Here is a 24332-nt window from a genome sequence, read left to right on the forward strand (position 1 = left end):
TGTTCTCCTTTAAAATGTGACATTCAATCCCAGTGAAAATTGGCGCATGGTGGGATAATTCGGATTGGGGCCGATCTCGGGATCTAAACCTGGAAATTTTGTCAACGTCAGTAAATTTTCACCCGCTAAATAAACCCGCAATCTGCTTATTGACAGTCTGCTCGTTAACCGTTCAGGAATCGTGTATCCCAGCTGCAGGTTACGAAGTTTTGCAAAGGAAGCATTGTAGAGAAAGTAATCGCTGGTTCGACCATTTTGTGCATCAGCTACCCCCTTCAGCCGTGGATAATGCCCTGTCACGCTATTCGTGGGATCGCCCGGATTCGCTTCATTGTAATAAAAATGATTGTCGGCCACCAATATGGGTACCGATTTTCCCTGCGCAACAATCGACTGGTTCAGGTACAGGGTGTTCCAGTAATAATACATACCAGCCGCGCCCGACCATACCATGGAAGCATCAACCCCACGGTACGACAGATTGATTGTCAACCCATAGTTTATTGCGGGTGTAGCCCGCTTTCCGGTAAACTGCTGGTCGTATACGTTGCCATAAATCCCATCCCCGTTCCTATCTGCATAGATTAAATCACCGTACCAAATTTTGGTGGGGTCAATCCCATCTGCCGGCTGGAACCGGTATCCGGCAGCCACCATCTGCCGCAACCATTCCATATCGTCCGGTGTCCGGATCATCCCATCCTGTGGGCCGCCGTTGACATCCAGTGAACCATCCGGGAGAACATAATTGCCAGATCCTTGATACGTCGGATACAGGTATAGTTCTTTAATCGCATGACCTTCCAGAATGCGCTCCGTGCCACCCGAAGATACCGTACCGATATTGGATTGATATACTTGGTTTCCGTCGGCATCCGCTATGTAACCTTCATTCAATCTGCCTTTATAGAGATCCACCCGGTTGGTGTTGTAGGCAAAATTCCCGGCGACGGAATAACGAAAATCGTTGATATGGTTTTGATACCCAAGGCTCAATTCAATCCCCCGCTTGGTCACCTCGGCGATATTCATTGTTGCCGGGCTAGCCGTTCCAACGATAAGCGGAATATTGGGAACAAACAGGATACCATCGGTAAATCCTTGATACGCATCTATATCGAAATTCAGTTTACCATTGAGTGCCAAACCACTTAAACCTATATTCGTAGTTGTGGTAGTTTCCCATCTTAGGTTGCGGTTGCCGGTCTTCGTTTGAGCGAGGCCCTTCACCGCTGTATTGTTGAAGGAGTAATTGACGGTACCGTAGGCTGGCAGGTGATCGTAATTTCCACTTGGGATGCTACCGGTACGCCCCCAGGATGCACGGATCCGTAAATCGTCAAATATGGTTTTAACAGGTTGCATAAAAGGCTCTTCCGAAATACGCCACCCAGCGGAGAATGCGGGAAAGAACCCCCATCGGGTAGCTTCTCCGAAACGAGATGATCCGTCATTCCGGAAGACAGCCTCAGCCAGGTACCGCTCTTTATAGGCATAGTTAATCCGTCCGAACACGGACTTCAATCCGTTATCTATTTCGTCGCCGTTAATCCCGGTCATCGTCGTAGCTGAATTCAATGTGGTCAGGTCAGGATGAGTAAGCCCCTGTTTCGAGGCATCGAAGTAGTACTGATTAAAATACTGCTGGTTATATCCCACGATGGCACCCAGATCATGGTCAGCAAACGAACCGTTGTACCGCAACACGTTATCCAGGATCACGTTATAGCTTTTGTACAGCGAATATCGGGTTGACAATTGAGCGGCCGGCTGTGCTGCTGTGCTCAACGTATGGGTTGCAAAGTTCCATTTTTCGTAGGGAATGGGGTGCGTGTTATTCTCGGTATGGGATTGATTGTAGTGTACCTTCGATTCAAATTCCAGCCCCTTATACAGGTCAAGTTTCGCAAACAACGTCGTATTGATCCGGCTCACTTGATTACGCCCGCCCTGCCCGTATAACCAGGCGATTGCATTATTAGCCGTTGCCGATTCTTCCGCCGCAGCCGGAAACCCGAACATACCGTTATAAACGGGGTAAACCCCCGGTACCGTTTGAGTGAGATAAGAATAGGCTGTCGCCACATCAGCAACACTGGTATGCTGAAGATCGCCGAAAGTCTGTGTACCTACGGTGAGGAATTTGGCTACTTTTGATTGCAGGTTTATCCGCATCCGAATTTTGTCGGCCCCCGTTTCGGGCATTGTTCCGGGGTTATCAAAATACCCTACCGAAAATAAGTAATGGGTGTTTTCTATGCCACCATTGAGTGTCAAATTATGGTTTTGTAATAGTTTTCGTTCACCGAACAACACGTTTCCCCAATCGGTATTTGGATAGGCTACGTGGTTCGGATACCCATGCGCTGTCAGACCATTCGGATCTATTTTAGCTGACTCCCACTTTTCGATGGTCGCATTGGTATAAATGGCGGCCTGCCCGAGGTTAGTAAACCCTTCGTTTACCAGGCGCATATGGCGTGCGTAGTCGGTCACGAATTCGGGCACATTATTGGGACGAAGCAAGGAAGTCATTCCGGTATAGCTTACGTTGGTTTTGCCGCTGTTTCCCTTTTTTGTAGTAATGAGGATAACTCCGTTTGAAGCCAGCGAACCGTAGATTGCCGCAGTGGCCGCGTCTTTCAGTACGGAGATGCTCTCGACATCATTGGGATTTACAGCATCCATTGAGCCTACGATCCCATCAATGACAACTAACGGTGATGTGCTATTCAATGTACCGGTACCCCGTATAAGTATGTTGGCACCATCTGCACCCGGTTTTCCGGTGGTCGTCTGCACATTTACTCCGGCAGCCAAGCCAGCTAGCGAAGTTGATAAGGTTGAAACCGAGCGATTTTCGATCGCTGTAGAACCGATAGTTGCAACGGAACCAATGACATTTACTTTTTTCTGGGTACCATAACCCACTACCACCACCTCTTCTAAGTCACTCACCGTTTCCTCTAAAACAATATCGATCACCGCAAGCGAACCAACCGCCCGCTCCTGTGTGGCATATCCGATCATGGAAAACACCAATACGGCGTCGCCGTCCGGAATCGTCAGCCGATAATTGCCCTGCTCGTTGGTACTCACCATGGCAGCCGTGCCCCTCACTGCTACCGTGGCCCCCACCAATGGTTGCCCTTTCGCATTGTTCACCCGTCCCGAGACAGTGTGCTGCGGACTCGTAGGTTCCGTCGGTTTACGCGGATGTATTGTATTACGCGGCTTCACCACGATGGTTTCGTCTTTGAGCACCCACTCCAGTCCCAAAGGCGCCAACAACTCAGCCATCGCCTCCTCAAGTGTTGCATTTTTTATTTCTGCATCCACCCGTGACGTAGCCACCGCTTTACCGTTCAGGAAAAATGGATAGCCACTTTGTTTCTGTATGCTACGCATCGCTTCGGCAAGCGTTACATTTTTTGCTTTTAATGTAATGGTTTGCGCATAGCCTCCAGCCGTCACCTGGAAGACAGCCGCCAACGAAATCACGATTATCAACTTCATCGTCAATAGCAATCTATAAGTCAGAGGCCTACAAAGGCCTTTAACACATGCGTTAAAAATCATATGTTTGTACTGTTTTGTATGTTTATAAAAAAGGTTAATACATGCTCCAAAGGGAGCATTCATTACAGCATGCAAAATACTTCCGGGTAGTGCTGGCGGCACTATCCGGCTTTTTTCATGCCGTTCAAAAAGAAGAATTGGTTACGTTGGTTGTCTATTCATTTGTCATTCACTCCTTAATTAATGGTTAATAATCTGGTTTATACACAAGTATCTTGTTTGTACTAAATCGTTTATTAACGAGCCAGCACGATGAGCTTATTTTGTCCACCTTCTTTTTCTATGCTGAATCGGACTCCTCCCTCTTGCAGGATCTCCAGCACCTCTTGTAATGATTTATCCCGGTTGATTTCGCCGTAAAAATGGGTGTCGGGTATCTGGCCCTGATAATGCACTTCCAAATCATACCACCGGCTCAATTGGTCTATCGCAACCGCTAGCCGGGTTTCATCAAAATAAAAGACTCCTTTTTTCCAGCCAACGTAACTCGCTACCTTAACATTGCGGACATCGATCTGCGTCCCTCTGGAGTTTGCTGCTTGTTGGCCGGGATCAAGCACCACCGACGTCAGATTCGTAGCATCGTTGCCTGTGAGTGCCACCTTAATCCGTCCTTGTACCAATGTCGTTTGGGTCTCGGCAGCATCCGGGTAGGCGGAAACGTTGAATTCTGTGCCCAATACGTCCACTTCCTGGCCATTGCTGATCACCTTAAATACCTTGCGCTCATCGTGCGCAACGGCAAAGTATCCTTCTCCGTCAAGTGTTACGACTCGCTCATCTCCGGTGAATTGTGCGGGATACGTCAACGACGACTCGGCATTTAGCCAGACTTTGGTGCTGTCGGGTAACGTGATTTGATAGGTGCCTCCTCGTGGTGTGGCAAGCGTATAAAAAACAGTTTTCGACGGATCGGCAGGTATATCGCCCTCTCGCTGATTGTCTAGCAACATGGCGCCATCGTCGTACCGGATTTGACCGTCCATAACGATGCCTTTCTGTTGTTCACTAAGCTTCACCACGCGGCCATCCGCTAGTGTCAATGTGGCCCGGTTGCCGCCGGGGGCTACATCTACGTTGGCAACCCGCTCCAATGACGGCTCAATGCGACCTGAATAACCGTTGTAGAAATAAAGCGATATTGCTGCAACCAACAACACCGATGCCGCTGCGGCATACGCCCACGTGAATCGCCTCCCGTTCTGGACTTTTACCCGAGTTGTTTTGGCGGCAATCGACTGGTAGAGGCGTTCCAACTTTTCTTCCGCTAGTCCCACATCGTACCCCGAATCAAGCAGGGACATGCCTAGCGCATCGTCAAGCTCGTTTGCATAACGTTCTGTGGAGACATAACGTTGTAATTGCCTGAGTTCAGCTTCTGTACATTTGCCCTTTTTATAGCGCTGCAATAGGTATACAATATTGGTCTTTTCTGATGCCACGGCATGTGTTTATAATAGGAATACACCTGAAAAGATCACAAGGTCTGCTCTGCGCACAACTTTTTTAGGAAGTGGTTAACAGCCACAGGGTCAGCAAAAGTGCAGAATACCCCCCTCCCTGTATTAACCGGTCTTTGATAAACTTATTGGCTTTGACGATATGATCGCGCACGGTAGCCTCCGATATCCCCAATTGTTCGGCCACTTGTCGATAACTCAGTCCATCGACTTTGCACATGCGGAAAATCCGCTGTCGCTGCGTCGGTAATTCACTGATCGCCCCGTGCAGCAGCGCTTCCGTTTCTTTCGCATTCAGGGAGTCGACCACTGTGTCATCGCTATCTACATACCCGCGCGCCATTTGAATTGCTGCTTCGATTTCCAGTTGTAGCCGACGCCTGAAATTGAATGCAAAGTGGCGTGAACAGGTAAATAAATAGGCTCTGAAAGATTGATTGGGATCGATGTGTTCCCGGTGTTCCCATATCTTTACAAACACATCCTGAAGCAGGTCATCTGCCACTGTTTCGTCGTGTACCAGCCGAAGTATGTTGCCGTAAATGGCTCGGCTGTATCGATCATAAACCCACCGGAACGCCATTTCCTCACCCAGCTGCAACCGGGCTAACATTTCCTGTTCATCGATATCATTATGGCTTACAGACATATCAGATTCCGGTGCTAAGTTTGGCATTTTATATGAAGATCGCAAACCAGAGCCATCAATCTATTTGTACCATCGTTAACAAATGTTAAACTCCTTGACCGTAAATCCGCTCCCGACTACTTTTACGGCATGTATCACCGATGTTTCCCCATATTCCGCTATCTGCCTCTACTACTTTGTTGTGCATTCCCCTTTCAAAAAGGATGGTCACAAAATCTGGAAGGCATAGTCTACGACCAACATACCGGAGAGGCTGTTCGGGGAGTGAGCATCACATGGGGTACGATGCGTACCGTCTCCGATATAGCAGGCCGGTTCAGGCTACCTAATTCCACCCGTTTTCCTGTAATGCTTACCGCTTCACACATCGGTTATGATTCGGTGACTATCAAGCTGTATGCATTGCCCGATACGTTGCTGCGCATCTTCCTATCGGGAAAGACATTCGACCTTGATGAAGTCACGGTACTTGGCAAACGTAACTCCGTACAGGATTCACTGTGGATGCGTCGGGAATTTAACGACCAGTTCAATTTCAAACCCGTGAAACCATGGGAGTCGCTAACCCTCAGCCCGGTAGGGATCGGCGTGAATCTCAATGTGCTTTTTGCTTCGTTTTCACGCGAGCAGAAGCAAGCCAAACGATTGAAAAGCGCGTTAATCCGCGACGAGCGGGAAGATTACGTAGATCGCCGGTTTACCAAAGCCACCATCCAGACCCAAACGGAAATTCGGGATGACGAACTTGACGTTTTCCACTGGTATTTCAGACCCACTTACGATCAATTAATGGATTTTAACGAATACGATCTACTCCTGTATATCCAGGAAAGCTACCGCGATTTCAGGGCTCATCGGGATAAATACCCGAAAAACGTGCCCAGCCTTGACCGGGAGCCATAGCCAACCCTGGCTTCCTCACCATCGGCCTCCGGCCCCACCTCCGCCGCTGCTTCCGCCACCGAAGCTGCCGCTACTGCTGCTTCCACCGGAGGACGAACCGCCACCCGAAGATGACGATGAACTGCGTACTTTCTTTGGGATCACGACCGTGCCCAGCGAAACGCGGTAGTCACAAAATGCACATTCCGCTGTGCGCTCGCCTTCACCCGATGCGCTGTAGGTTGCCGCTTTGATGGTTTTGACAACTGGCTTTTTCAAGGTACGATAGTGGCAGGAGGGGCATTCGGAGAAGTTTTTCTTTCGTAATCCGTCCCACCCCACTGTCTTAATTTCGCCGGTTAGTGCATGTTCCCATATCTGGTAGCTACGCGACAGGTTTTTTTCTTCGCTTAGTTGCCCTTCGTCCAACAAGTCGGTTTTCGCCTTCAATTGGTCGCGGTCCAATCGTTTCCAGTTACCCGAATCATCTGGCGGCACAAACCGTATCCGCATCGCGTTTCTACGTCCTAGAAATATAAAAAGGCCAATCAATGACAAAGGCGAAAGTACAAGCGGAACGACCATCCAGCGGTGGTAGCTTGTCAATGCGGAAAGGCGGTTTTTCTCATCCCGGTAGGCTTTTCGGATATATTCCTCCCCCTTGGAATATTTGATCGAGATCGCCAAGCTGCCACCCAAGGCGAGGTACCAGGGGATTAACTTCACCTGAAAAATAGCCTTCGGATCCATCCCCGTAAACCATAGCGCAAATACCCCGATAAACAAGATCATCACCATGCATCCGCAACCACCGACTGCAGCTAGCCCATTCTGCCCGACAGATTTGCGCCGTTTATCCGTTACAATCTTTTTTTCTGCAACATATCCGATCCATTTCATCACCGCAAATGTTAATACGATGATTACCAATGAATAGATTCCCACATCCTGATAACGGTAAAAAAACGACTGTTGGCGCATTTCCGCCTTCAATTCTTCCGCCCTTTCAGGGTTTAAAAGTATATCGCGGAGGGCCGATGCTGTTGCCAGCATCCCCCCGTCGTAGTTGCCCTGCCTGAATTCGGGCACTAAATATTGCTCGCCCACACGCTTCAACAAGGCGTCAGGCAACACGGCTTCCATACCGTAGCCGGTAATGAACCGATATGCCCTGCGTTCCGTCGCAATAAATAAAAGCAACCCATTGTCATTTTCCTTTTTACCGATTCCCCAAGTTTGGAAAAGTTTGAGCGCAAATTCAAAATCATCGTCTCCGGCAAAATCTGTTACCGCCACAATGGCTACCTCCGCTGTCGAGTGTCCTTCGATTTCGCGCGCCAATGCATTCAGCGAATCCACTGCGTAGCCACTCAATATGCCATCGGGATTGCTAATGAAAAAATCCTGTCCCTGCTGCTTCGGGTTCGGTATTTCTGCGATGCTGTATTGAGCAACGGCCACTCCACACATTGCCACGCACCATAGCAAGCTATTTAATACGGTTAACGTTATTCGTTGGATTAACATCGTCGCCAAAGATAGAAAACGTCGTTAAATTTAACCTCAAACTTATGGGCAGCTAAACCCCGGGTTACTTAACTTAGCATTACGTTAACATGCTGGTGATAGTTACGATTTAACTTTGTAACGTTATATTTCCTCTTATAAAAGTTGTCTTTCAGTGGCAGCCGGAGAGATCGATAATTCGCTTTTATATTCAACGCGATTATATTGAATATAAAAGCGAATTTATCTAAGTTTGCTATACAATAGTTTATCTAAAATGAAAATACGATTCACGATCATAACTGGTTTCTTGCTGCTCGCGCTAGCACCGCTGTTGATTGCTGCGAACGAAGCGTCCCCTTTTCGTTCCGGTGACCTTGTGGTTTGTGGCGACGACAAAATCCGTATTTACGACGGTGAAGCGGCACGGAGCGGAGACGCAACGCTCGTATGGTCATGGCAGGCCAGCGAGGCCAAGGGCCAGTTGCCCGAGGAATATTTCGGCATGCTCCGTTCGCTGGATGATTGCAAGCCTGTGCAGAATAACACCCAACTGCTCATCACTTCATCATCCGGCGCCACATTGCTGCTGGATGTAGCCACTAAGCGGGTACTGTTCTATGCCCAAACACCAATGGCCCATTCGGCCGATCTACTTCCAAAGGGGCGCATCGCCGTAGCCAATTCTACGCATGCAGCAGGCAACAGTCTGGAGCTTTACGACGAGCGTGAATCTGAAAAGGTACTTTACAAAGACACACTGTATTCCGGACACGGAGCCGTATGGGTAGCCGAACGACAAGAACTTTTTGCGCTGGGTTTCGACAGTTTGCTCGTATACCGGCAGGAGGACTGGCACACCAACAACCCACGATTGGAAAAGGTACACGCCTACCCCTTGCCCGACGGAGGCGGCCATGAATTGTCGCCCACCTCATCGGGACAGCTGCTCGTCAGTACTCATCACCACGTATGGCTGGCAGATATGAAAACCGGCACTTTCACGCTATTCGAACCACTGAAAGACCACGAAAACATCAAGTCGGCCAACTACGACGCCACAACCGGGGCGCTCGTATATACCGTTGCCGAGGAAAGTTGGTGGACACACCATGTGTATGGGGTAAATCCCGATTTTCGCATTGAAATACCCGATATGCGGGCGTATAAAGTACGTGTCGTGCGGTAAGGTTAACTCTTCTTAATCGTGTCCACAGTGCGGATAGCATGCTGTTTGAGCTAGTAGATTTCGTTCCCCTCAAAGGCATAAGGCCGAATCCTGCCCCGTCCTAAAACAATCTGTTGCGGCATAGGTTTATTAATAAGCGTATTAATAAACAAGACGTATGAAAGATTTCAAAATCGACACAGACGAACTGGAAAGAATCGTTACTCATCTCCCTACCGGGATCAGATTCAGGTTTACGCCGACGGACACCGAGCCGGAAGGCTTGGACCCAGACAGCGTATTGCTTTATGACGATCTAGGGGGTGTGTGGATCGGCCAGGTGATAGCCGGCGAGCATGACGACGTAATCATGATAGCGGCGTGGGATGCCATCAACGAAAAATATTGGGAAGAAAGCCAACATTCGGAGTGACAAACAAAACGCACTGCTCGGGGTTTAAAACGTAAATATCGTCCTATCAAAACAACATCATGAGCACAGAACACTTACAGCGCCAGGAGGCCATCGAAAAATTAAGGGAACTAGTCGACAAAATCGATATCGGCATGCTGTGCACCTTCATTCCGGAAAGCGATTACCCACATGCCATCCCAATGAGCCGACAGGAGGTTGACGAACATGGCAATATTTGGTTTTTGCTTTCTTCAGAAAGTGACACGCATCAAAACCTTCAACGGAACACTAAATTAAGTCTGTTGTATGCGGATGTGAGCAACTATAATTTCCTGAGCATTAATGGAACAGGCGAAATCTCACAAGACAGCGCCCGCATTGAAAAATACTGGAGCAACATCGTGGCTGCCTGGTTCGAACAAGGCCGGGAAGATCCGCATATCCGCGTGCTGAAAGTAACGCCGAAGGACGCTCATTATTGGGACAATAAATCCAATAAATTGGTCACCTTTCTGAAAGTAGCCGTAAGCGCCGTGTCCGGCAAGCAGATGGACATCGGCCGTGAAGGCGATTTAGACTTAGACTGAAACGGACGCCAATTTTCATCTAAAATCGGATACCCAGCATAAAAACAAGCGCATTATTCCGGTAGCTTTCATTGGGCATATTGGGATCTTCGCCATTGGCAAAATTCGTAAACCCAGTTAGGTAACGGGCGTTCAGTACCGGGTCCACTCGGCTTTCTGGTAACCGTAGGCAATATTCCAGCCCATATACCCCCGCTATGTCGGTGTTCTTTACATTGTACGCATCATAGGTCTCCCCTTCGCCCACTTTGTTTTTCGCACTTAGTTTAAATGCCACCTGCGGACCGACAAAGATGTCCAAATCGATGGGTTGGAGGCGGTATTTTATCAGTACCGGCACACTCAGGTAATTCATGTTCAGTTCGGCGTCCCGGTAACGGATGTCTCCAATTGCAAATGCGTCACTTTTATATTTGCCCCCTAATTGCTGAAAATTGGCCTCCGGTTGCACATAAAAGTTGCCAACCACCGGAAAATTGGCGTGCACGCCTCCGACGAAACCTGCCTTACCGTCAAACGTATCGCCTGATATTCTGGACATACTCCACCCGGCCTGTATACCAAAACCGATTTTCTCCTTGCGTTGCTGGGCATTAGCAGCCAAGACAACAAACATAAAAACAACCGAAACTATTATATTTTTCATCGTTGAGGTATTGCGGTTAAAGTGCTTCAATTGATCGGATATAAATACCTGAAAAACAATCATCCATGCAGTTTTTCGGAACAAATCCTGCGGAAGATAGTATACCGTTGTTGTCTGCCTTGAACGATACACTAGCGTCTGAACGGCTTTTCAACCATACATTGCGGGCTGTGTCATAAATGTCGTCCAACGTGATCGGGGCGCCCGCGGGCGAACTCGCATGCGCCTCCGCATCCAGCTCTTCTTCCGTTTCGGACCATTGCAAGTCGTCAAGAATGGATATTTTCTCCTGCTCGCTGAGTTCATGAGCCATCTTTTCAAACGCTACGAGTATTTCATCTACCTCTGTTAACGTCCATCCGCTTTCTGGCATCCATACGTCGTTGAAGCGGGTATATAGGAAATCGCGTTTGGTCACCATGCCCTTTTCGACGGTAATCGTGGTTTCCCAAGCCGACCCTGCCCAGGATGCACCCGTTACGACGTATCGATAACTGTCGTCGCTGGATGCCTTGAAGTCGAGCCACGTTTCATAGCTCCGGTTAAACTCGTCTTCATACGCTAAATCCGCTTTTTCGCAGGCCGGAAAAGCCGTTGCGATCAGGAGGAATAATAAGGTAAATTTCCCATTCATAACTTAGTCTTTATTTAACTAACGTGATAGGAATCGAGATTGCTACACGAGTTGTATCGTTGACAATAACGGTTCCCTTCCCGAAATGCTTTCTCTATTCGACCACGAGTTCGGTATTCCCGGATACCAGACTGATGTGGCAACAGTCAAAGGCAACGACGTAATCGGCATTGACCACTTCACGGCTTCCGATATATCCCCGGAAATTCAGCTTGATATCGGTATGGAGTGGCAACCGATTGCCATCCGAATCATCAGCAATGGGGTACGATCCTTGTTGGGTGAATATGTCCCACGTTTCGTCGTCATATTCCCGGGTAAAATCTTCATTGTCTGGCAAACGGGTGATCTGGATGCGATCCAATGCGACCGGATTCCCTTCCGTGTCGGTCACCTTTACGCCGACCGACATAAATACCTCCGTACAAGCCACCGATCCACAATCCCGCGTTGATTCGGTTTTGTCGCACGATAGCGCCGCCGCTATAAAGGTCAACAGTATGTATGCGATACTTTTCATAACATTCGTTTCATCAGGAGACGAATTCCTGCTTTTCTTCGCTACAATTTATGGCCTACTTACTGTTTAACTTTGCTTCTATTTCAACTGTTCCTGAAAAAATGATTCCAGTTTATCAAACGGAATGACGTCCACCTTGTCGTACAAATCCACGTGGACGGCATCGGGAATGATGAATAACTCCTTCGGCTCGGAAGCCCTTTCAAATGCGTCTTCGCTGAAATAGCGGGAGTGCGCGTTTTCTCCCGCGATGATTAAGACCGGTCTTGGAGCAATCTCTTTGATATAAGTCAGCAACGGCATATTCATAAAGGACAACGCATTGGTGGCATTCCAAGAACCTGTAGAATTCAACGAACGGTCATGAAAGCCCCTTGGTGTCCGGTAATAGTCAAAATAATCCTTTACAAATTGCGGCTCGGTACCTTCCAGTTTCTCCGCATTTAACCGCGGTCCGGGTTGGAATGTTCCCGCTTCTGCATCTTTCCAGCGTTGCTCGCCCAATTGTGTTAATAGTTGCGTGCGTTGCTCCAATGTCGTAGCGTCATTATACCCGTTCGCCATTACCCTCGACATATCATACATACTCGTCGTTGCCACGGCTTTCACCCGTTTGTCGATCGCCGTAGCGTTCAGGGCAAATCCCCCGAAGCCACAAATTCCAATGATACCGATCCGGTTTCTGTTCACATTTTCTTGTAGGCCAAGGAAATCAACAGCAGCACTGAAATCCTCGGTGTTGATATCAGGTGATGCCACGTTACGTGGCTCGCCCCCACTCTCGCCTGTATACGATGGGTCGAATGCCAGTGCCATAAAGCCCCGCGCTGCCATTTGATTCGCATACAGTCCCGATGATTGTTCTTTTACCGCTCCAAAGGGTCCGCTGATTGCCAGCGCGGGCAGCGGTTGGTTGTGGTAATTTTTCGGGCCATACAAATCGCCCGTCAGCGTAATGCCGTAGCGGTTTTTGAAGGTTACTTTTTTACGGGTAACCTGATCACTTAATTCAAATGTGTAATGTGCTGTTTTCGCTGTATTATTCATGTTTTCTGCATCTTGATTTTCCGTATGTTGTGCATAGGATGGTCCTAAAAACAGCAGTGACATACCTGCTAAAATGGATCGTTCTTTCATTGTTTCTGTATTAAATTGTTTTGATAATTTTTGCCGGAATACCGCCCACAACGGTGTTATCGGGAACGTCTCTGGAAACAACCGCCCCTGCGGCTACCACCGCGTTTTCACCGACAGTTACTCCCGGAAGAATCGTTGCATGGGCTCCAATCCAGGCGTTCCTCTTGATGTAAATAGGTCCCGGAACAAGTGATTGTCGGTTTTCCGGCGATACGGGATGCCCTTCAGACAGCAAACTCACTTTCGGCGCGATCAGCACGTTGTCTTCGATGGTAATGCCTCCCAGATCAAGGAAGGTGCAGTCGAAGTTGATAAATACGTTCCTGCCGATCCGGGTGTTTTTACCGTAGTTGATATATAAGGGGGTAAAGACCGTGGTGCGCTCATCGATTTCCGATTCGGTAATCCGGCCCAATAGGTCTCTGATTTCCGCAGGATCAGAGGTGTTATTCATCCGTATAAGCAATTCCTTCGTAGCATAGGAGGCCTCCCGCATTTTATAGGCTTCCGGGTCGTTAGGCTGAATCGTTTCGCCATTTCTCAGCCGTTCAAAAACACCTAGCGTAGCATTCTCCATTCGGTTATTATTCATGGCACAAAATTAAAAGGAAAGCCGCACAGCGACGTTGCTGTGCGGCTCAGATTGCTTTGCTGAAAAGCTCAATTTTATACTTCCGTAGGCGGTATTCCGTATTGTTTTTTAAATGCCGTGGAGAAATGCGAAGGGTTTTTAAACCCCACCTCTACATAGACCTCCTGCACCTTTTTGCGTTCCTCTTTCAGCTTAACATAGGCCGCTTCCAAGCGCCTTTTTATCAGCCATTTTTGCGGACTTAGACCGCTGATCTTCTTAAAGTCCCGTTTGAACGTCGCCAGGCTACGCCCGGTATACGCGGCAATCTGTTCCATGGTCAGGTCATCCATGTAGTTGTCGTTCAGGAACCCCAACATGTCGATCTTCCATGGTTCTGTAAAATCAAACAGGATGGGAAAGAAAATAGCTGAATAGTTCAGCAAGGCATAGATCCCTTCCTGCAGTTTCAGGTGCGCCACCCCGTCAGTTGGTTTCACGTTTTCATCAAAATAGGGCGTCAGCGATTGGAACAAGCTAGTGATGTCCGCACGTGGCTCGATCTTAAAAACATTCCTATCTGAAAGCGCCGCTCTTTCAGGCAAATCAACCTTGTCCAGCTTCTTATAAAATTCCCGTAGGACATTCCGGTTGAACGTCAATGATATCCCTTTATATAATTCCTCACCCTTGCTGTTCTTATACATCATCAGCCGGTGATTCCGCCGAATGAATGCACATTCGCCCGCGCGTATGGTTATTTTCCTATTCCTGTCCTCAATGACCTGTTCGCCGGAATATAGATAGAGCAGTACATGTTCAGGAGTTGCGTGAACACATTTTTCACTATAATCGGAAAAGCACGAAAGAAATATACCTGAATAGTTTGTGGTTCGTAATTTATCCGTTTGTTCCATGATAACGTTCTGTCAGCTAAATTAACGCCTCACAAAGGTAGTCATTCGATCAAACGTTACCATTGTTGTGCGGCTCATTTTACGTTGCTGAGCGGCTCATAAGATGGCATCAGCAATCGACCTAGCCACCCCATATAGGAGGCTAAATTTCAACATTTCGAATTTAAATACTGGAATCTTCAATATATTTCGCTATATTTGTTAGCAATTAACCTTGACAGCTATACCAAAAAATGATTATCTTCAATTCCAAAGGGCATCTCGTTCCAAATTTAAACATGCAGGTCGATCTGGAAACAATAGAACAAGCGTTTGTACAAAACCTAAAATCTGGCAATCGAGAGGAGCTTTTCCAAAAGTATATCTCCTATTCTGAACAACTAAAATCGGGGTTAGGAAACGTTAGGTTGCTGCAATGGATTGATGGATCATTCGCGACAAAAAAGCCGGAACCCCGTGATTTTGATCTTGTAACATTTATTGACTATGACACGGCTAAGCGTCATAACAAGGACCTAAAGGATTTTAAATATCCAAATTCTTTGAGTATTTTTGGCATTGATGGGTATATCGTCTTGGAATATCCACGGATCATGCCAATTATCCACTGTATATTGGCGACAGGGCTTATTGGATGGATGTTTTCGATAAAACAAGAAGAAATAGGAATGGGATAAAATATCCAAAAGGTTTTCTGGAGGTTTTATTTTAATACGGATAGCGATGAAAGGTGGGCAGCTATACAGATTAATGGATCTTATTGAGGACATCAGGAAGGTGGATGCAATGATTCTGCTACATAAGGGAACCGCACAGGACTCATTGCTGATTGACCAATACGAAGCGAGAAAAACGAAGTTAATGGGGCAGTTGATTGATGAACTGGTCTCTCCTGAAATCCAGTCTCCCCAAAGTTTTTCCTTGGTTCAGAAGATTATATCGAAATTTTATCCATCAGCCAGTCAACCTGACGCACTTGATGGGGATATCAAACGTTTGGCAGAAGCGATTTAAGCCTACCGCATTCTGATTAAGGCTATCCGCTTCAATCAAATTTCTGAAAACCCTCCCTTCCATCCGGTGTTGTTTCCCACGTCTTTTTCGACTGCCCGGCACCATGGAGGAAAACCAGGGAGTATTTACGAGCCTTTACTGGAATTTGACAGAAAACGTATACACCGAACGAATTCCGGAATATGAATTAGCAGAACCCGCAGAAGGTGTATCAATCCATCTGTACATACTACCAAAGCGATCAATAAGCCAGCAATCGGCCACAGGCAATGACAGCAATCCAGACCCCAATGGAAACCATAGCGGATACCTTTGCCGCAGCAGGGACTGCCGCATGGCCTGCACGGGTAACGTGCCGCTTGCCCATAAACCGGTGGAATACCAGCACGTTCAATGCCGCAATGCCCAATAGCCCCAACTTTAACAAAAAGGTCGGATCGTTACCCAGCGCTTGGGCATTGGTGATGAATAGTAGAATACCAGAAGGGATGATCAGCAACAATCCCCTTGCCGACCACGGCAGCAAATAGCTGGACAACCCTGATAGTGACATGCTTTTGGAAACACCCAATAGCCGCAAATCGAACATGAACGCCGCGCCAACGAGAACCACTATCCCCACGATGTGTACAATCTCCAATGCGGGATATAACCATAGCGACTGGCGGATCTCATCAGCCCATGGTGTGTTTTCCAGCCAGTCGAGGAAGTCGGTCATCGGCTTGGTATACGGCAATTACCGCAATTCGTATTTCTCACCGTCTACGAATATGCGTTCCGCACGCATCTCGGTCTTCTTCGTTTTATGCGGATAGGCAACAATCCGTACGGCCGTTCCTGCTTTAATCATATCCGCGGATAATCCTCTGGCTGTCATGCGGCTGGCCGGTGCCAGGTAGACTGTCCATGTTTCCCCCTTATATTTTACCTCAGCAAGCGCATGCGGATTTTCATAGACGGATTGCTCAATGGTGGTTTTGAAATCCAATACTTTCTTCTGGTCGTAATTGGCCCATCCGTGGTGGAAATAGGTAAACGACATGCAAAGCAGAAATACGACTGCCAGCGAAATGTTTTTTACGTAAGCCATAGCCTTGGGGTTTTCGATATAAACAATCGGCAAGCGTTTATGTTTTTACCCCATCTCACTATGTAGTATACGTCAATGCCGAATAATATGCGGTATGAAACGGCTTTTGTCGGTCGTGATCGGCATATCCGACTCGCGGAAGGATATCCCGCAGGATTCCTGGCCGATAATCCAGCTACCGATAATGGAAAAGCCGGTCTCTTCCCGATGTAGCTTGGCCAGCTCTTGATAGATGTAGCCTTCTTCCCCGTATTCGCCTTCGGTATGGTAAATCATCTGGCCATCATAATACATGGCGACATTGGCCCCTTCGCGCGCCAGGATGGGCTTCTTTACAAAATGCTTCAAATGCGCCGGTCTATTAAAATAAGAAGCCAGCAGGTAAGGGTGATTCGGAAATAATTCCCAAAGTACAGGCAGTATCGCTTTATTGGACAGCAACATTTTCCACGACGGCTCGATCCACTGGGCCCGGTTGGGATCATTTGTGATATGCATGCCAAACGCTTCACGTACCAGCCATTCCCAGGGATACAACTTGAAAATTGACCGGATGGGCCTATCTTCCAGGTCGACAAAGCCGTTGCCGGTCCAACCGATATCGTCGATGTAGATGAGCTTGGTCTGGATGCCAGCCTGAAGCGCGGTATCCCGGAGGTATTCGACATTGGTGAGGTCTTCGAGGGATTCTTTAGCGCACGAAAAATGCAATGTGCTTCCTTTTAAATAGGGTTTGAGAGCAGTCCAGCTTTGGATCAACTGCTCGTGGACGCTGTTGAATTGGTCGGTGAGTTCCGGGAAATAATGATTTTTCCAATACCATTGCACGATTCCGGTTTCAAAGAGAGAAGTCGGTGTATCGGCATTGAACTCTAGCATCTTCAACTCGCCACGGTCTGCATCGTATGCAAAATCGAATCGCCCATATATTGCGGGGTCGTCTTGCTCCCAGCTACGCTCGATGTGCGGAATCACGAAGGGAGGGATGTGAAAATGGGCGTACAGCCTGTTTTTGATGATGTATTCCACGGCATCCAGACACCGCTGCCACAGCTCATTGGTGGCCTTGTAAATCAGGTCTGCTTCCCGATTGTTTATTTCATAGTAATAATCGTCGATCCAGTATGGGATACCATCTGTGGTATGATATCCATACCCGATGGATTCCAAACGAGATTGCCACTGCGGATCGATACGTACCTTTTTGATCTGCATCAGGAACCGTAAGACGACCGAGGTGCCGAAGCTGCTGTGCGGCCGAATCCGCCGCGCTGTGCTTGGAAGGCAGCGGCTTTGGCGGCATTCGTTCCCGCCACAGACTGCGGGTGCAAACTGTTATTAGCATACCCAAAGCCACCACCCAAGTGTCTAAACGCCATATACCAAAGGAACGCGTTGCCCATTCCCATTCCGGACTGCCCCTGGGCGTAGTTATTGGTGACCTCGGTATAGGCTGCCGTGGAATCCGCGCGCATAAATACACGCTGCCCGCTTTTGGCTTCTTGTTGCCCATCGTGCTGTGCACAGGAAGCCAATACCGATGTAATCAATACCAATTGGATGCTTTTTGCGGTTGTTTTTCTCATTACTGTATGGTTACATAAATCGGCACCTGGCTCAAGGTGGCCGATGAATCGGCACGGTCCCACGTGTTGGGTTGCACGGCGGTCTTGATGGTATCACTCTCTGACGCAATCTGCTCGCCCTGGTACCAAATATGTTGGGTGGTGATGTGCAGTACGGAATCGCCCTGTGTCACCGTTTTTAAGGTCACTTCGCGGGCCAATTTTTTGTCAAGTTTCGTTAATGCCTGCTCCCCTTGTCTGTTCTGACAGGAAGCGATCGTCACGAAACCCAATATGGCTAGTAAATACTTCATATGTTGCTTACCTTGCAAAAATAATCAAAATGACCGGCATTCACAGCATCTAATAATCGGCATCACAGTTGCCTCAGCTACACCGTACCAATGAGGAACACTGGACATGCCATAAACGACAAAAAATGGACGTTTAGTAGGCAACTAAACAACTCATTTCTCAAAGCACCAACGGGGCAATCCATATCATGCTCAGGAGTAAATCGTTTTCAAGCAATTAAGATAGCGTACTGCCTCTAAACAAATCGGCAAAACGGGGGTTACTACAAGACATATTATGCTCATCGTATTTGCCAGCAGGACCGGAAATGTCAGACGCTTTGTAAAAAAGGCTGTCGAGCTTTCTGTGCTGCGCCTTAGTACCTGCGAAATCCCCGAGATCATCCCCTTTCAGCACGCCCACTTAGTTACCTATACCGATCCCATGGGAGCTGTTCCCCCTATGGTTGAAAATTTCCTTATACACCATCACCGCAAAATACTATCGATCTCGGGAAGCGGCAACCGGAATTGGGGGCGTGATTTCGCGGCTGCCGTAGACCACATACACCAGCAATACGGCATACCCATCAATCTCAAATTCGAACTGTCTGGCACTCCCACGGAAATACAAACCTTCGTCGATTATATCAATAATGAACCCGAAACCATGGAAACTAACCTGCGCATCCTGAAATTCCGTACCGACAGCTGCCCCACCTGCGCAGCCGTAGCCGATGCTTTAGACCGCTATAATATCCCTTACAGAGACGTCAATCCATTTGATCATCCCGATATGGCGGCACAGTATCGCGTACGATCCGTGCCTACTGTTTTGGTTTTCAAAGGAGAGGATGAAATTCTCCGGATGGTGGGATACAAGCCCGAAATCATTGAACAGATCGGCCAATTATTCGGCATGCCGTAGCTCGGTTTTACGCAATTGCTGTTCGCGTTCCGCATCCCAGTATGCACAATCCAGTTCGATGAAGATCGATGAATAGGGAATTTTTGTTTCCGTTTTAATTACCAACACCTGAAACAGCGCCGCCGCCTCATCCATCTTTCCGAATATGTCTTCATGTGCCAATTCCTGTACTGCCTGGCCCTGTAGTATCGCATTGATATGCTGTTTGAAGGATCCGATGCCTGGCACCAGCGTTTCGTCAATCATGGTCATTTCTGCATCCCGGTACAGGACGGGTCTTACATGAGTAGTCGCATTAATGGAATCCAGCACCAGCGAGAGCACTTCCGGCAGATTCCCTTTACTGTTTACATAGGTCATACCTGCTGCTGCTTGCAATGGAAAAGCCTTGTCGACCACTAAAATCCAGTTGCGGTGCCCGAATAGCGGCAACTGATCGGAGAGCTCCTTTTCCCAGCTTACGTGGCCGCCATGAACTTCCGCCACGTGTGAAGTGTGCGAGTGTTGGCGACAAGCACCCGCACCGAGCGCCCCAATCAGGAGCATTCTTATAAAAAAACGTACCATGGTTAACTCCTTTTAATTGTTAATGTATCATGCTCTTCCAGTAAAAGTTCCGGCTCAAATGTCACCAATAGGTCGTTTTCCACAACAGTGGTCCGGGCGTCGACCACACGATCATTACAGGTAACGATGACATGTCGCGTAAACGATTCCTGGGCCGATGCCAACCTGAGCTGGGAAAGCCTAAGACGGCCGTACCGTAGCGCCAGCATATGCTGTTCACCGCCAGTTGAAGGTTGCCGGTGATAACTGCCCCAACCTTCGGCTGCTGTAAACGCCGCCTTAAATTCCCGCTGTTGTATTTTAGGTGCAAATGCCAGATATCCTTTTGGTCCATGGTATACAAAGCCACAGGCATTGATAAACGTTCCATAGCTCGCCATGGCCCGTGCATAGTGATCGCTGCATTCGATTTCGTTGAAGGGGTTGCGTTGCGCCGCATGATAGCGGTCATGGATCATCCGTGTCAACACCATGCTCTCTTCGACCATCCCCTCTCCCATCATGTGCGCGGCCACTTGGTGTTCAAAGCCGCTCATGCACTCGTGGAAGTATCCCATCTGCCAGGTTACGTTATCCCCATACGGCTGCTCCTCGTTGTGCGGATTGGTATTCATCACCATTCCCCCATCGCCTGCGATGGCGTAAGGCCTGCCCCCCACGTGCGTCTTGATGTACGGACCCACGTCGGTAGTGAAGTTATATTTCCATAGTGCACGCAGCGCAGATAACGTCTGTTCCCTGTCCAGCACCCGCGGTAGCCCCACCTGAAATGTCCACGCCTGCCCGTATACTTGGTCGATATGGCAGGTATTGTACGAACCCAGCTTCGTGCGGCCACTCACCGCATCCGGCCGGTGGATAAAGTACTCGCCATTGAAAAGCTGCATTTCCATGTTCTTTCGTCCATCCGTCACATACGTTGCACAACGGGCAGCAAACCCCGTATCGCCCACCTCTTCGGCCATGGCCTGACCCGCGCGGGCGGCAGCGATGCACAGGCCGACAATCCAGGCGATCTCGCCTTCCCAAACGGCATCCAGTGTATTTTCCATGGGCGTATCGGTCATGCCGTCGCCGTTTCGGTCCTGCGCAAAAATAAACTCCATTGCCTTCCGGATATTCGGCCAGTTGCGCCGCAGAAAGGCCTCGTTGGCACTGGTCTGATGTTCGCGGTAGCATCGTAGGATGATAGCCGCCTGTCCGTCAATGGCCGGCCTCGTCTCATTTTCTGCACGGAAGATGACCGCGCCATCCGCGCGGAAAGCAACTCCCAGGTCGACCCGCTCACGCAAGTCGCGCTCAAGTACCGGAAACAACCGTGCAACAGCCTGTGCATATTGCCACACATGGGTACAAGTACCGGCACACGCCCCTACCCCTTCCCAGCCCCAGAAACGGCCCGACGCAAACCGGTAGGTATTGGCCGTTGCCAGCGTACCGATGTTCAATACGGCACGATCCAAAAACCATCGTGGCAATGTCGAGTCGATCCACGTATCCCGCCAGCGTTCGGTCAACCCGGTCAGCCGTTCGAAGTTTTCGGCTACGTACAGCCCCACGGCACGCGCGTCCGAGAAGCGATTCGCATAGTAATATCCGTCATTCGCATCGGGAACCATTTTCTTCAGTTTCGGATGCGGATTATTGAAATGCCAACCAATCGAAAAATCCGCTTTGAATTGCCCCTCCGCTGAGGCTACCCCCTCCGTGACGATGCCACCCACCAACACCGAAGGCGTCTCCTGCTCCGCCAGTTCGTTTACCCGATTGTCAAAAAGCGCTGCACTGATCGGCCATGGCCGGATGCTAGCCAGGGGGCGCGCACCGGATGTATGCGACATCAGGTACATGCTGCCCGCGTCCGTTGCCAGCCGCAAGGTTTCATCTGCTGGAGTGCAGGTATAGTTCAGCGCGCAGTTTCCGGCCAGTGTCACCGCCTCGTTCCGTAAATTACCTTTTCCCAGCGCCTCCTGGCGTTCATACGTACCGTGGTTGCCAGGCCGTACATTGCTCGACAACTTGTTGACACCATTTTCCAGCCAGCCCAATACAGCTACTTGAATCTCCTGCCCTGTACGGTTATCGATCTGGAGGCGAAGAATGGTAGTGGGCAAGGAAGACGCATCGGCATCCAACGGAATAAACGGTGCATAGGCAGTGAGAACGACATCGACCGGCACATCGGCACTGTGATAATGAACCTTCGCAGTCGGGTAGGCCGATTCAAAGATCACTTCATCCCAACTGTCAGCATCCAACGTTCTTACTACGGTCTTATTACCATATCGGATGCGCACCGCAAATCCCTGTTCCAGCACACGGCGGTTCTCAGCGATAGCCGGATCGACATAGGCCGATCCATCCCGCGGGCGGATGCTTCTCAACGTCACTCCATCGTTCCATTGCACGGTTTTTGGATCGATGCCCTCGTGGGTTCCTTCTATCGTCTCGTTATACAGCTGCCAAAGCCAAAGCCGTCCGTCGCCACTCAGGTAGAGTGTGCCGGCATGAAAGCCACCAACTGGCATACCGATAAAGCGCAGCTCATTCCGGCTTTTGGTATAGCGCACCGGGTTACCGGGGGCCATGATCGACTTGATCCAATCGGGATCAAGGTTTTTGGTTTCGGGGATATTGTGCTTCGGGTAGAACGCAGCAAACACACTTTTTCCCCATGCGGGAAATTTCAATGCCATCAGCGAAGCAGACAATACTCCGGTTGTTTTTAAAAAGGTTCTTCTGTTATGTACAGGTCCGTTCTGATTCGCTTTCATTTGTATGGTTTATAAAGGGATGCCCCTAGGAGCCATTCCCACTGTGGTATTACCAATTTGGATTTTGGGACAGCCGATTTTTCCGGATGCATGCACATTTTGGTTTACCACGGGTTGTCGTTCCTATTGGTTACAGCTTACTAATATCGCGATATGCCAGGCCTAATCGTTCAGCCTAATTAGCCAAACTGTAAATTATCTTAGCCTGCGGATAGCTTTAACCCGTATTACGCTGTAGTCACAAACGCCATCCAGCGTCATATGTTTTGCGGAACCAACTTTTGTCCTTGCACGACATGCCGCAGGTTATGGTAAATCACTACCCTGAGTGTATCCCCAAGGCGCAATTTTATCCATTTTGATATCGAGATCGATGTTTTGACCCGGGTCAAGTTGGTTTGTCTGGAAGCTTCGAGGAGTTGGAGTATCTGTTCCTGCTGATGGATGAATTTATCCAACACCGATGGGTCCAGTGTGCTATCCGCTGGATCCATCGATTTAAAGGTCTTCATTTTGTTTAGCCGCTCTTTGGGCAACATGCTTTTCGCAAAATAATCTCCCAAAAGCCCGGGCTTGAAAACAGCCGATGGCCGATGTTTTGAATTCTGGATGCGAAATTCAATTTCCGGAATGTAAAAATCCCCATACCGATTTAGATGTTCCATACATTCCAATATACTCCAGCCACCAGCGACGGGCTTCCGGTTCAGTATCTCCTGCGGCAATTGCTTAAATGATTGTACCGTCTGGATGTGCTGCCGTGTGAGGCCGGTCAATTCGGTCAATAACTCTTCCACATTTATCATACACGATTTTAGAAGCAAAGCTGTCCTATTTTCGACAGATAATCATTGATTCAAGTCAAGATTTTTTGAGGCGGGACAACGTTTCGGGGGCCATCCGCAAATACGATGCGATGTGTTTATGCGGAATTTGCTGAAACAATTGCGGGCTTCGTTTCAATACACGCTGGTACCGGTCTTTCGGTGAACTGGTGAGCATGTCCTTCTCGCGTTCCAGTTGCTGAAGCACCAATTGTTCCAGCATATCCTGCCACAATTGTCTGTTAGCCGGATTCAGCTCAACGAACGACAGATAAGCCGCTTTGGAAATAACTTTCACCTCGGTCCGTTTGATGGCCTGAATGTAAAAGTCGGACGGTTTTCCGCTAATAAAACTGTCCAACGACGTGATAAAGTCACCTTGGTATCCAAACCTCACAATGTGCTCTTCCTCCCCATCAAGCATACAGACTTTCAAGCTGCCCGACACCACGTAGTAGAGCTTCTTCTCAACCATACCGTATTCAGCGAGGTATTGATTTCGCTCTACGACGATGGACTTTTCCCACAAATGGAGGTTTTCAATCCGATTGTACAATTCACTTACGGCATTCATCGATCACGCGTTCGTTTTTTCTGCCCTAATAT

At 48.6% G+C, this 24332-nt stretch carries 27 protein-coding genes; 8 read left to right on the top strand and 19 right to left on the bottom strand.

Going from position 1 to position 24332, the window contains the following annotated elements; translation table 11 throughout:
• Positions 1–9: 9 nt before the first annotated feature.
• Complete coding sequence (locus BMZ56_RS09685) at positions 10–3516, bottom strand: TonB-dependent receptor (protein ID WP_177195109.1); 3507 nt, start codon at positions 3514–3516, stop codon at positions 10–12.
• Positions 3517–3620: 104 nt separating this feature from the next.
• On the opposite strand from BMZ56_RS09685, the gene BMZ56_RS25605 reads away from it, so the two are divergent.
• Entirely contained in the window at positions 3621–3770 is a 150-nt protein-coding gene (locus tag BMZ56_RS25605) for a hypothetical protein (RefSeq protein WP_177195110.1), read from the top strand.
• 45 nt (positions 3771–3815) lie between these two features.
• Here the strand turns inward: BMZ56_RS25605 and BMZ56_RS09690 are convergent, their stop codons facing one another.
• The gene (locus tag BMZ56_RS09690) at positions 3816–5021 is read right to left on the bottom strand and encodes a FecR family protein (protein WP_090626393.1); all 1206 of its coding nucleotides are present in this window, start codon (positions 5019–5021) and stop codon (positions 3816–3818) included.
• 64 nt (positions 5022–5085) lie between these two features.
• On the bottom strand, positions 5086–5715 hold the full coding sequence (locus tag BMZ56_RS09695) for an RNA polymerase sigma-70 factor (RefSeq protein ID WP_090626394.1): 630 nt from the start codon (positions 5713–5715) through the stop codon (positions 5086–5088).
• Between the two features lie 102 nt (positions 5716–5817).
• On the opposite strand from BMZ56_RS09695, the gene BMZ56_RS09700 reads away from it, so the two are divergent.
• Positions 5818–6591 (top strand): carboxypeptidase-like regulatory domain-containing protein, encoded by a 774-nt coding sequence (locus BMZ56_RS09700; RefSeq protein ID WP_090626395.1) that lies wholly within the window; start codon positions 5818–5820, stop codon positions 6589–6591.
• Positions 6592–6606: 15 nt separating this feature from the next.
• On the opposite strand, the gene BMZ56_RS09705 is transcribed toward BMZ56_RS09700, so the two are convergent.
• Positions 6607–8097: a TPM domain-containing protein gene (locus BMZ56_RS09705; RefSeq protein WP_090626396.1), complete on the bottom strand. Its 1491-nt coding sequence runs from the start codon at positions 8095–8097 to the stop codon at positions 6607–6609.
• A 256-nt stretch (positions 8098–8353) separates the two neighbouring features.
• Between BMZ56_RS09705 and BMZ56_RS09710 the strand changes: the two genes are divergently transcribed.
• From BMZ56_RS09710 to BMZ56_RS09720, 3 genes are all read left to right on the top strand, one after another.
• The gene (locus BMZ56_RS09710) at positions 8354–9265 is read left to right on the top strand and encodes a DUF6528 family protein (RefSeq protein ID WP_090626397.1); all 912 of its coding nucleotides are present in this window, start codon (positions 8354–8356) and stop codon (positions 9263–9265) included.
• Positions 9266–9422: 157 nt separating this feature from the next.
• On the top strand, positions 9423–9677 hold the full coding sequence (locus BMZ56_RS09715) for a hypothetical protein (protein WP_090626398.1): 255 nt from the start codon (positions 9423–9425) through the stop codon (positions 9675–9677).
• A 59-nt stretch (positions 9678–9736) separates the two neighbouring features.
• Entirely contained in the window at positions 9737–10246 is a 510-nt protein-coding gene (locus tag BMZ56_RS09720) for a pyridoxamine 5'-phosphate oxidase family protein (protein WP_090626399.1), read from the top strand.
• Positions 10247–10265: 19 nt separating this feature from the next.
• Here the strand turns inward: BMZ56_RS09720 and BMZ56_RS09725 are convergent, their stop codons facing one another.
• From BMZ56_RS09725 to BMZ56_RS09750, 6 genes are all read right to left on the bottom strand, one after another.
• A complete protein-coding gene (locus BMZ56_RS09725) occupies positions 10266–10892 on the bottom strand; it encodes a porin family protein (RefSeq protein ID WP_177195111.1) in 627 nt (208 codons plus the stop codon).
• 16 nt (positions 10893–10908) lie between these two features.
• A complete protein-coding gene (locus tag BMZ56_RS09730; RefSeq protein ID WP_090626401.1) occupies positions 10909–11526 on the bottom strand; it encodes a hypothetical protein in 618 nt (205 codons plus the stop codon).
• A gap of 94 nt (positions 11527–11620) precedes the next feature.
• Positions 11621–12046, bottom strand: a complete 426-nt coding sequence (locus BMZ56_RS09735) for a hypothetical protein (RefSeq protein WP_090626402.1) — start codon at positions 12044–12046, stop codon at positions 11621–11623.
• 78 nt (positions 12047–12124) lie between these two features.
• On the bottom strand, positions 12125–13183 hold the full coding sequence (locus tag BMZ56_RS09740) for an alpha/beta hydrolase (RefSeq protein WP_090626403.1): 1059 nt from the start codon (positions 13181–13183) through the stop codon (positions 12125–12127).
• Positions 13184–13193: 10 nt separating this feature from the next.
• Entirely contained in the window at positions 13194–13775 is a 582-nt protein-coding gene (locus BMZ56_RS09745; RefSeq protein WP_305728238.1) for a DapH/DapD/GlmU-related protein, read from the bottom strand.
• A gap of 74 nt (positions 13776–13849) precedes the next feature.
• Positions 13850–14671 (bottom strand): helix-turn-helix domain-containing protein, encoded by an 822-nt coding sequence (locus tag BMZ56_RS09750; protein ID WP_090626404.1) that lies wholly within the window; start codon positions 14669–14671, stop codon positions 13850–13852.
• A 233-nt stretch (positions 14672–14904) separates the two neighbouring features.
• Here BMZ56_RS09750 and BMZ56_RS09755 point away from each other — a divergent pair, with 233 nt between their 5' ends.
• Both BMZ56_RS09755 and BMZ56_RS09760 read left to right on the top strand, forming a co-directional pair.
• A complete protein-coding gene (locus BMZ56_RS09755) occupies positions 14905–15348 on the top strand; it encodes a DUF6932 family protein (protein WP_090626405.1) in 444 nt (147 codons plus the stop codon).
• A 73-nt stretch (positions 15349–15421) separates the two neighbouring features.
• Complete coding sequence (locus tag BMZ56_RS09760) at positions 15422–15685, top strand: hypothetical protein (RefSeq protein WP_143072897.1); 264 nt, start codon at positions 15422–15424, stop codon at positions 15683–15685.
• A 241-nt stretch (positions 15686–15926) separates the two neighbouring features.
• Here the strand turns inward: BMZ56_RS09760 and BMZ56_RS09765 are convergent, their stop codons facing one another.
• The 5 genes from BMZ56_RS09765 to BMZ56_RS09785 form a co-directional block, all read right to left on the bottom strand.
• On the bottom strand, positions 15927–16403 hold the full coding sequence (locus BMZ56_RS09765) for a DUF6644 family protein (protein WP_090626642.1): 477 nt from the start codon (positions 16401–16403) through the stop codon (positions 15927–15929).
• Between the two features lie 18 nt (positions 16404–16421).
• Complete coding sequence (locus BMZ56_RS09770) at positions 16422–16775, bottom strand: DUF6152 family protein (protein ID WP_090626407.1); 354 nt, start codon at positions 16773–16775, stop codon at positions 16422–16424.
• Between the two features lie 72 nt (positions 16776–16847).
• Positions 16848–17990, bottom strand: a complete 1143-nt coding sequence (locus BMZ56_RS09775) for a glutathionylspermidine synthase family protein (RefSeq protein ID WP_090626408.1) — start codon at positions 17988–17990, stop codon at positions 16848–16850.
• The gene (locus tag BMZ56_RS09780; protein ID WP_090626409.1) at positions 17990–18361 is read right to left on the bottom strand and encodes a hypothetical protein; all 372 of its coding nucleotides are present in this window, start codon (positions 18359–18361) and stop codon (positions 17990–17992) included. The genes BMZ56_RS09775 and BMZ56_RS09780 overlap by 1 nt, the downstream gene beginning before the upstream one ends.
• Complete coding sequence (locus BMZ56_RS09785) at positions 18361–18654, bottom strand: hypothetical protein (protein WP_090626410.1); 294 nt, start codon at positions 18652–18654, stop codon at positions 18361–18363. The genes BMZ56_RS09780 and BMZ56_RS09785 overlap by 1 nt, the downstream gene beginning before the upstream one ends.
• A gap of 277 nt (positions 18655–18931) precedes the next feature.
• Between BMZ56_RS09785 and BMZ56_RS25850 the strand changes: the two genes are divergently transcribed.
• Positions 18932–19561, top strand: coding sequence for a class Ib ribonucleoside-diphosphate reductase assembly flavoprotein NrdI (locus BMZ56_RS25850; protein WP_218146532.1), 630 nt, complete (start codon positions 18932–18934; stop codon positions 19559–19561).
• Here the strand turns inward: BMZ56_RS25850 and BMZ56_RS09800 are convergent.
• The 4 genes from BMZ56_RS09800 to BMZ56_RS09815 form a co-directional block, all read right to left on the bottom strand.
• A complete protein-coding gene (locus tag BMZ56_RS09800; RefSeq protein WP_143072898.1) occupies positions 19544–20128 on the bottom strand; it encodes an RbsD/FucU domain-containing protein in 585 nt (194 codons plus the stop codon). The genes BMZ56_RS25850 and BMZ56_RS09800 overlap by 18 nt on opposite strands.
• A 2-nt stretch (positions 20129–20130) precedes the next feature.
• On the bottom strand, positions 20131–22902 hold the full coding sequence (locus tag BMZ56_RS09805) for a GH116 family glycosyl hydrolase (protein WP_090626412.1): 2772 nt from the start codon (positions 22900–22902) through the stop codon (positions 20131–20133).
• A 257-nt stretch (positions 22903–23159) separates the two neighbouring features.
• On the bottom strand, positions 23160–23708 hold the full coding sequence (locus tag BMZ56_RS09810; protein WP_177195112.1) for a DinB family protein: 549 nt from the start codon (positions 23706–23708) through the stop codon (positions 23160–23162).
• A 55-nt stretch (positions 23709–23763) separates the two neighbouring features.
• Positions 23764–24300: a Crp/Fnr family transcriptional regulator gene (locus tag BMZ56_RS09815; RefSeq protein WP_090626413.1), complete on the bottom strand. Its 537-nt coding sequence runs from the start codon at positions 24298–24300 to the stop codon at positions 23764–23766.
• Positions 24301–24332 lie beyond the last annotated feature (32 nt).

Source organism: Parapedobacter indicus (genome assembly GCF_900113765.1).
In the GTDB taxonomy this organism is placed as follows: domain Bacteria; phylum Bacteroidota; class Bacteroidia; order Sphingobacteriales; family Sphingobacteriaceae; genus Parapedobacter; species Parapedobacter indicus.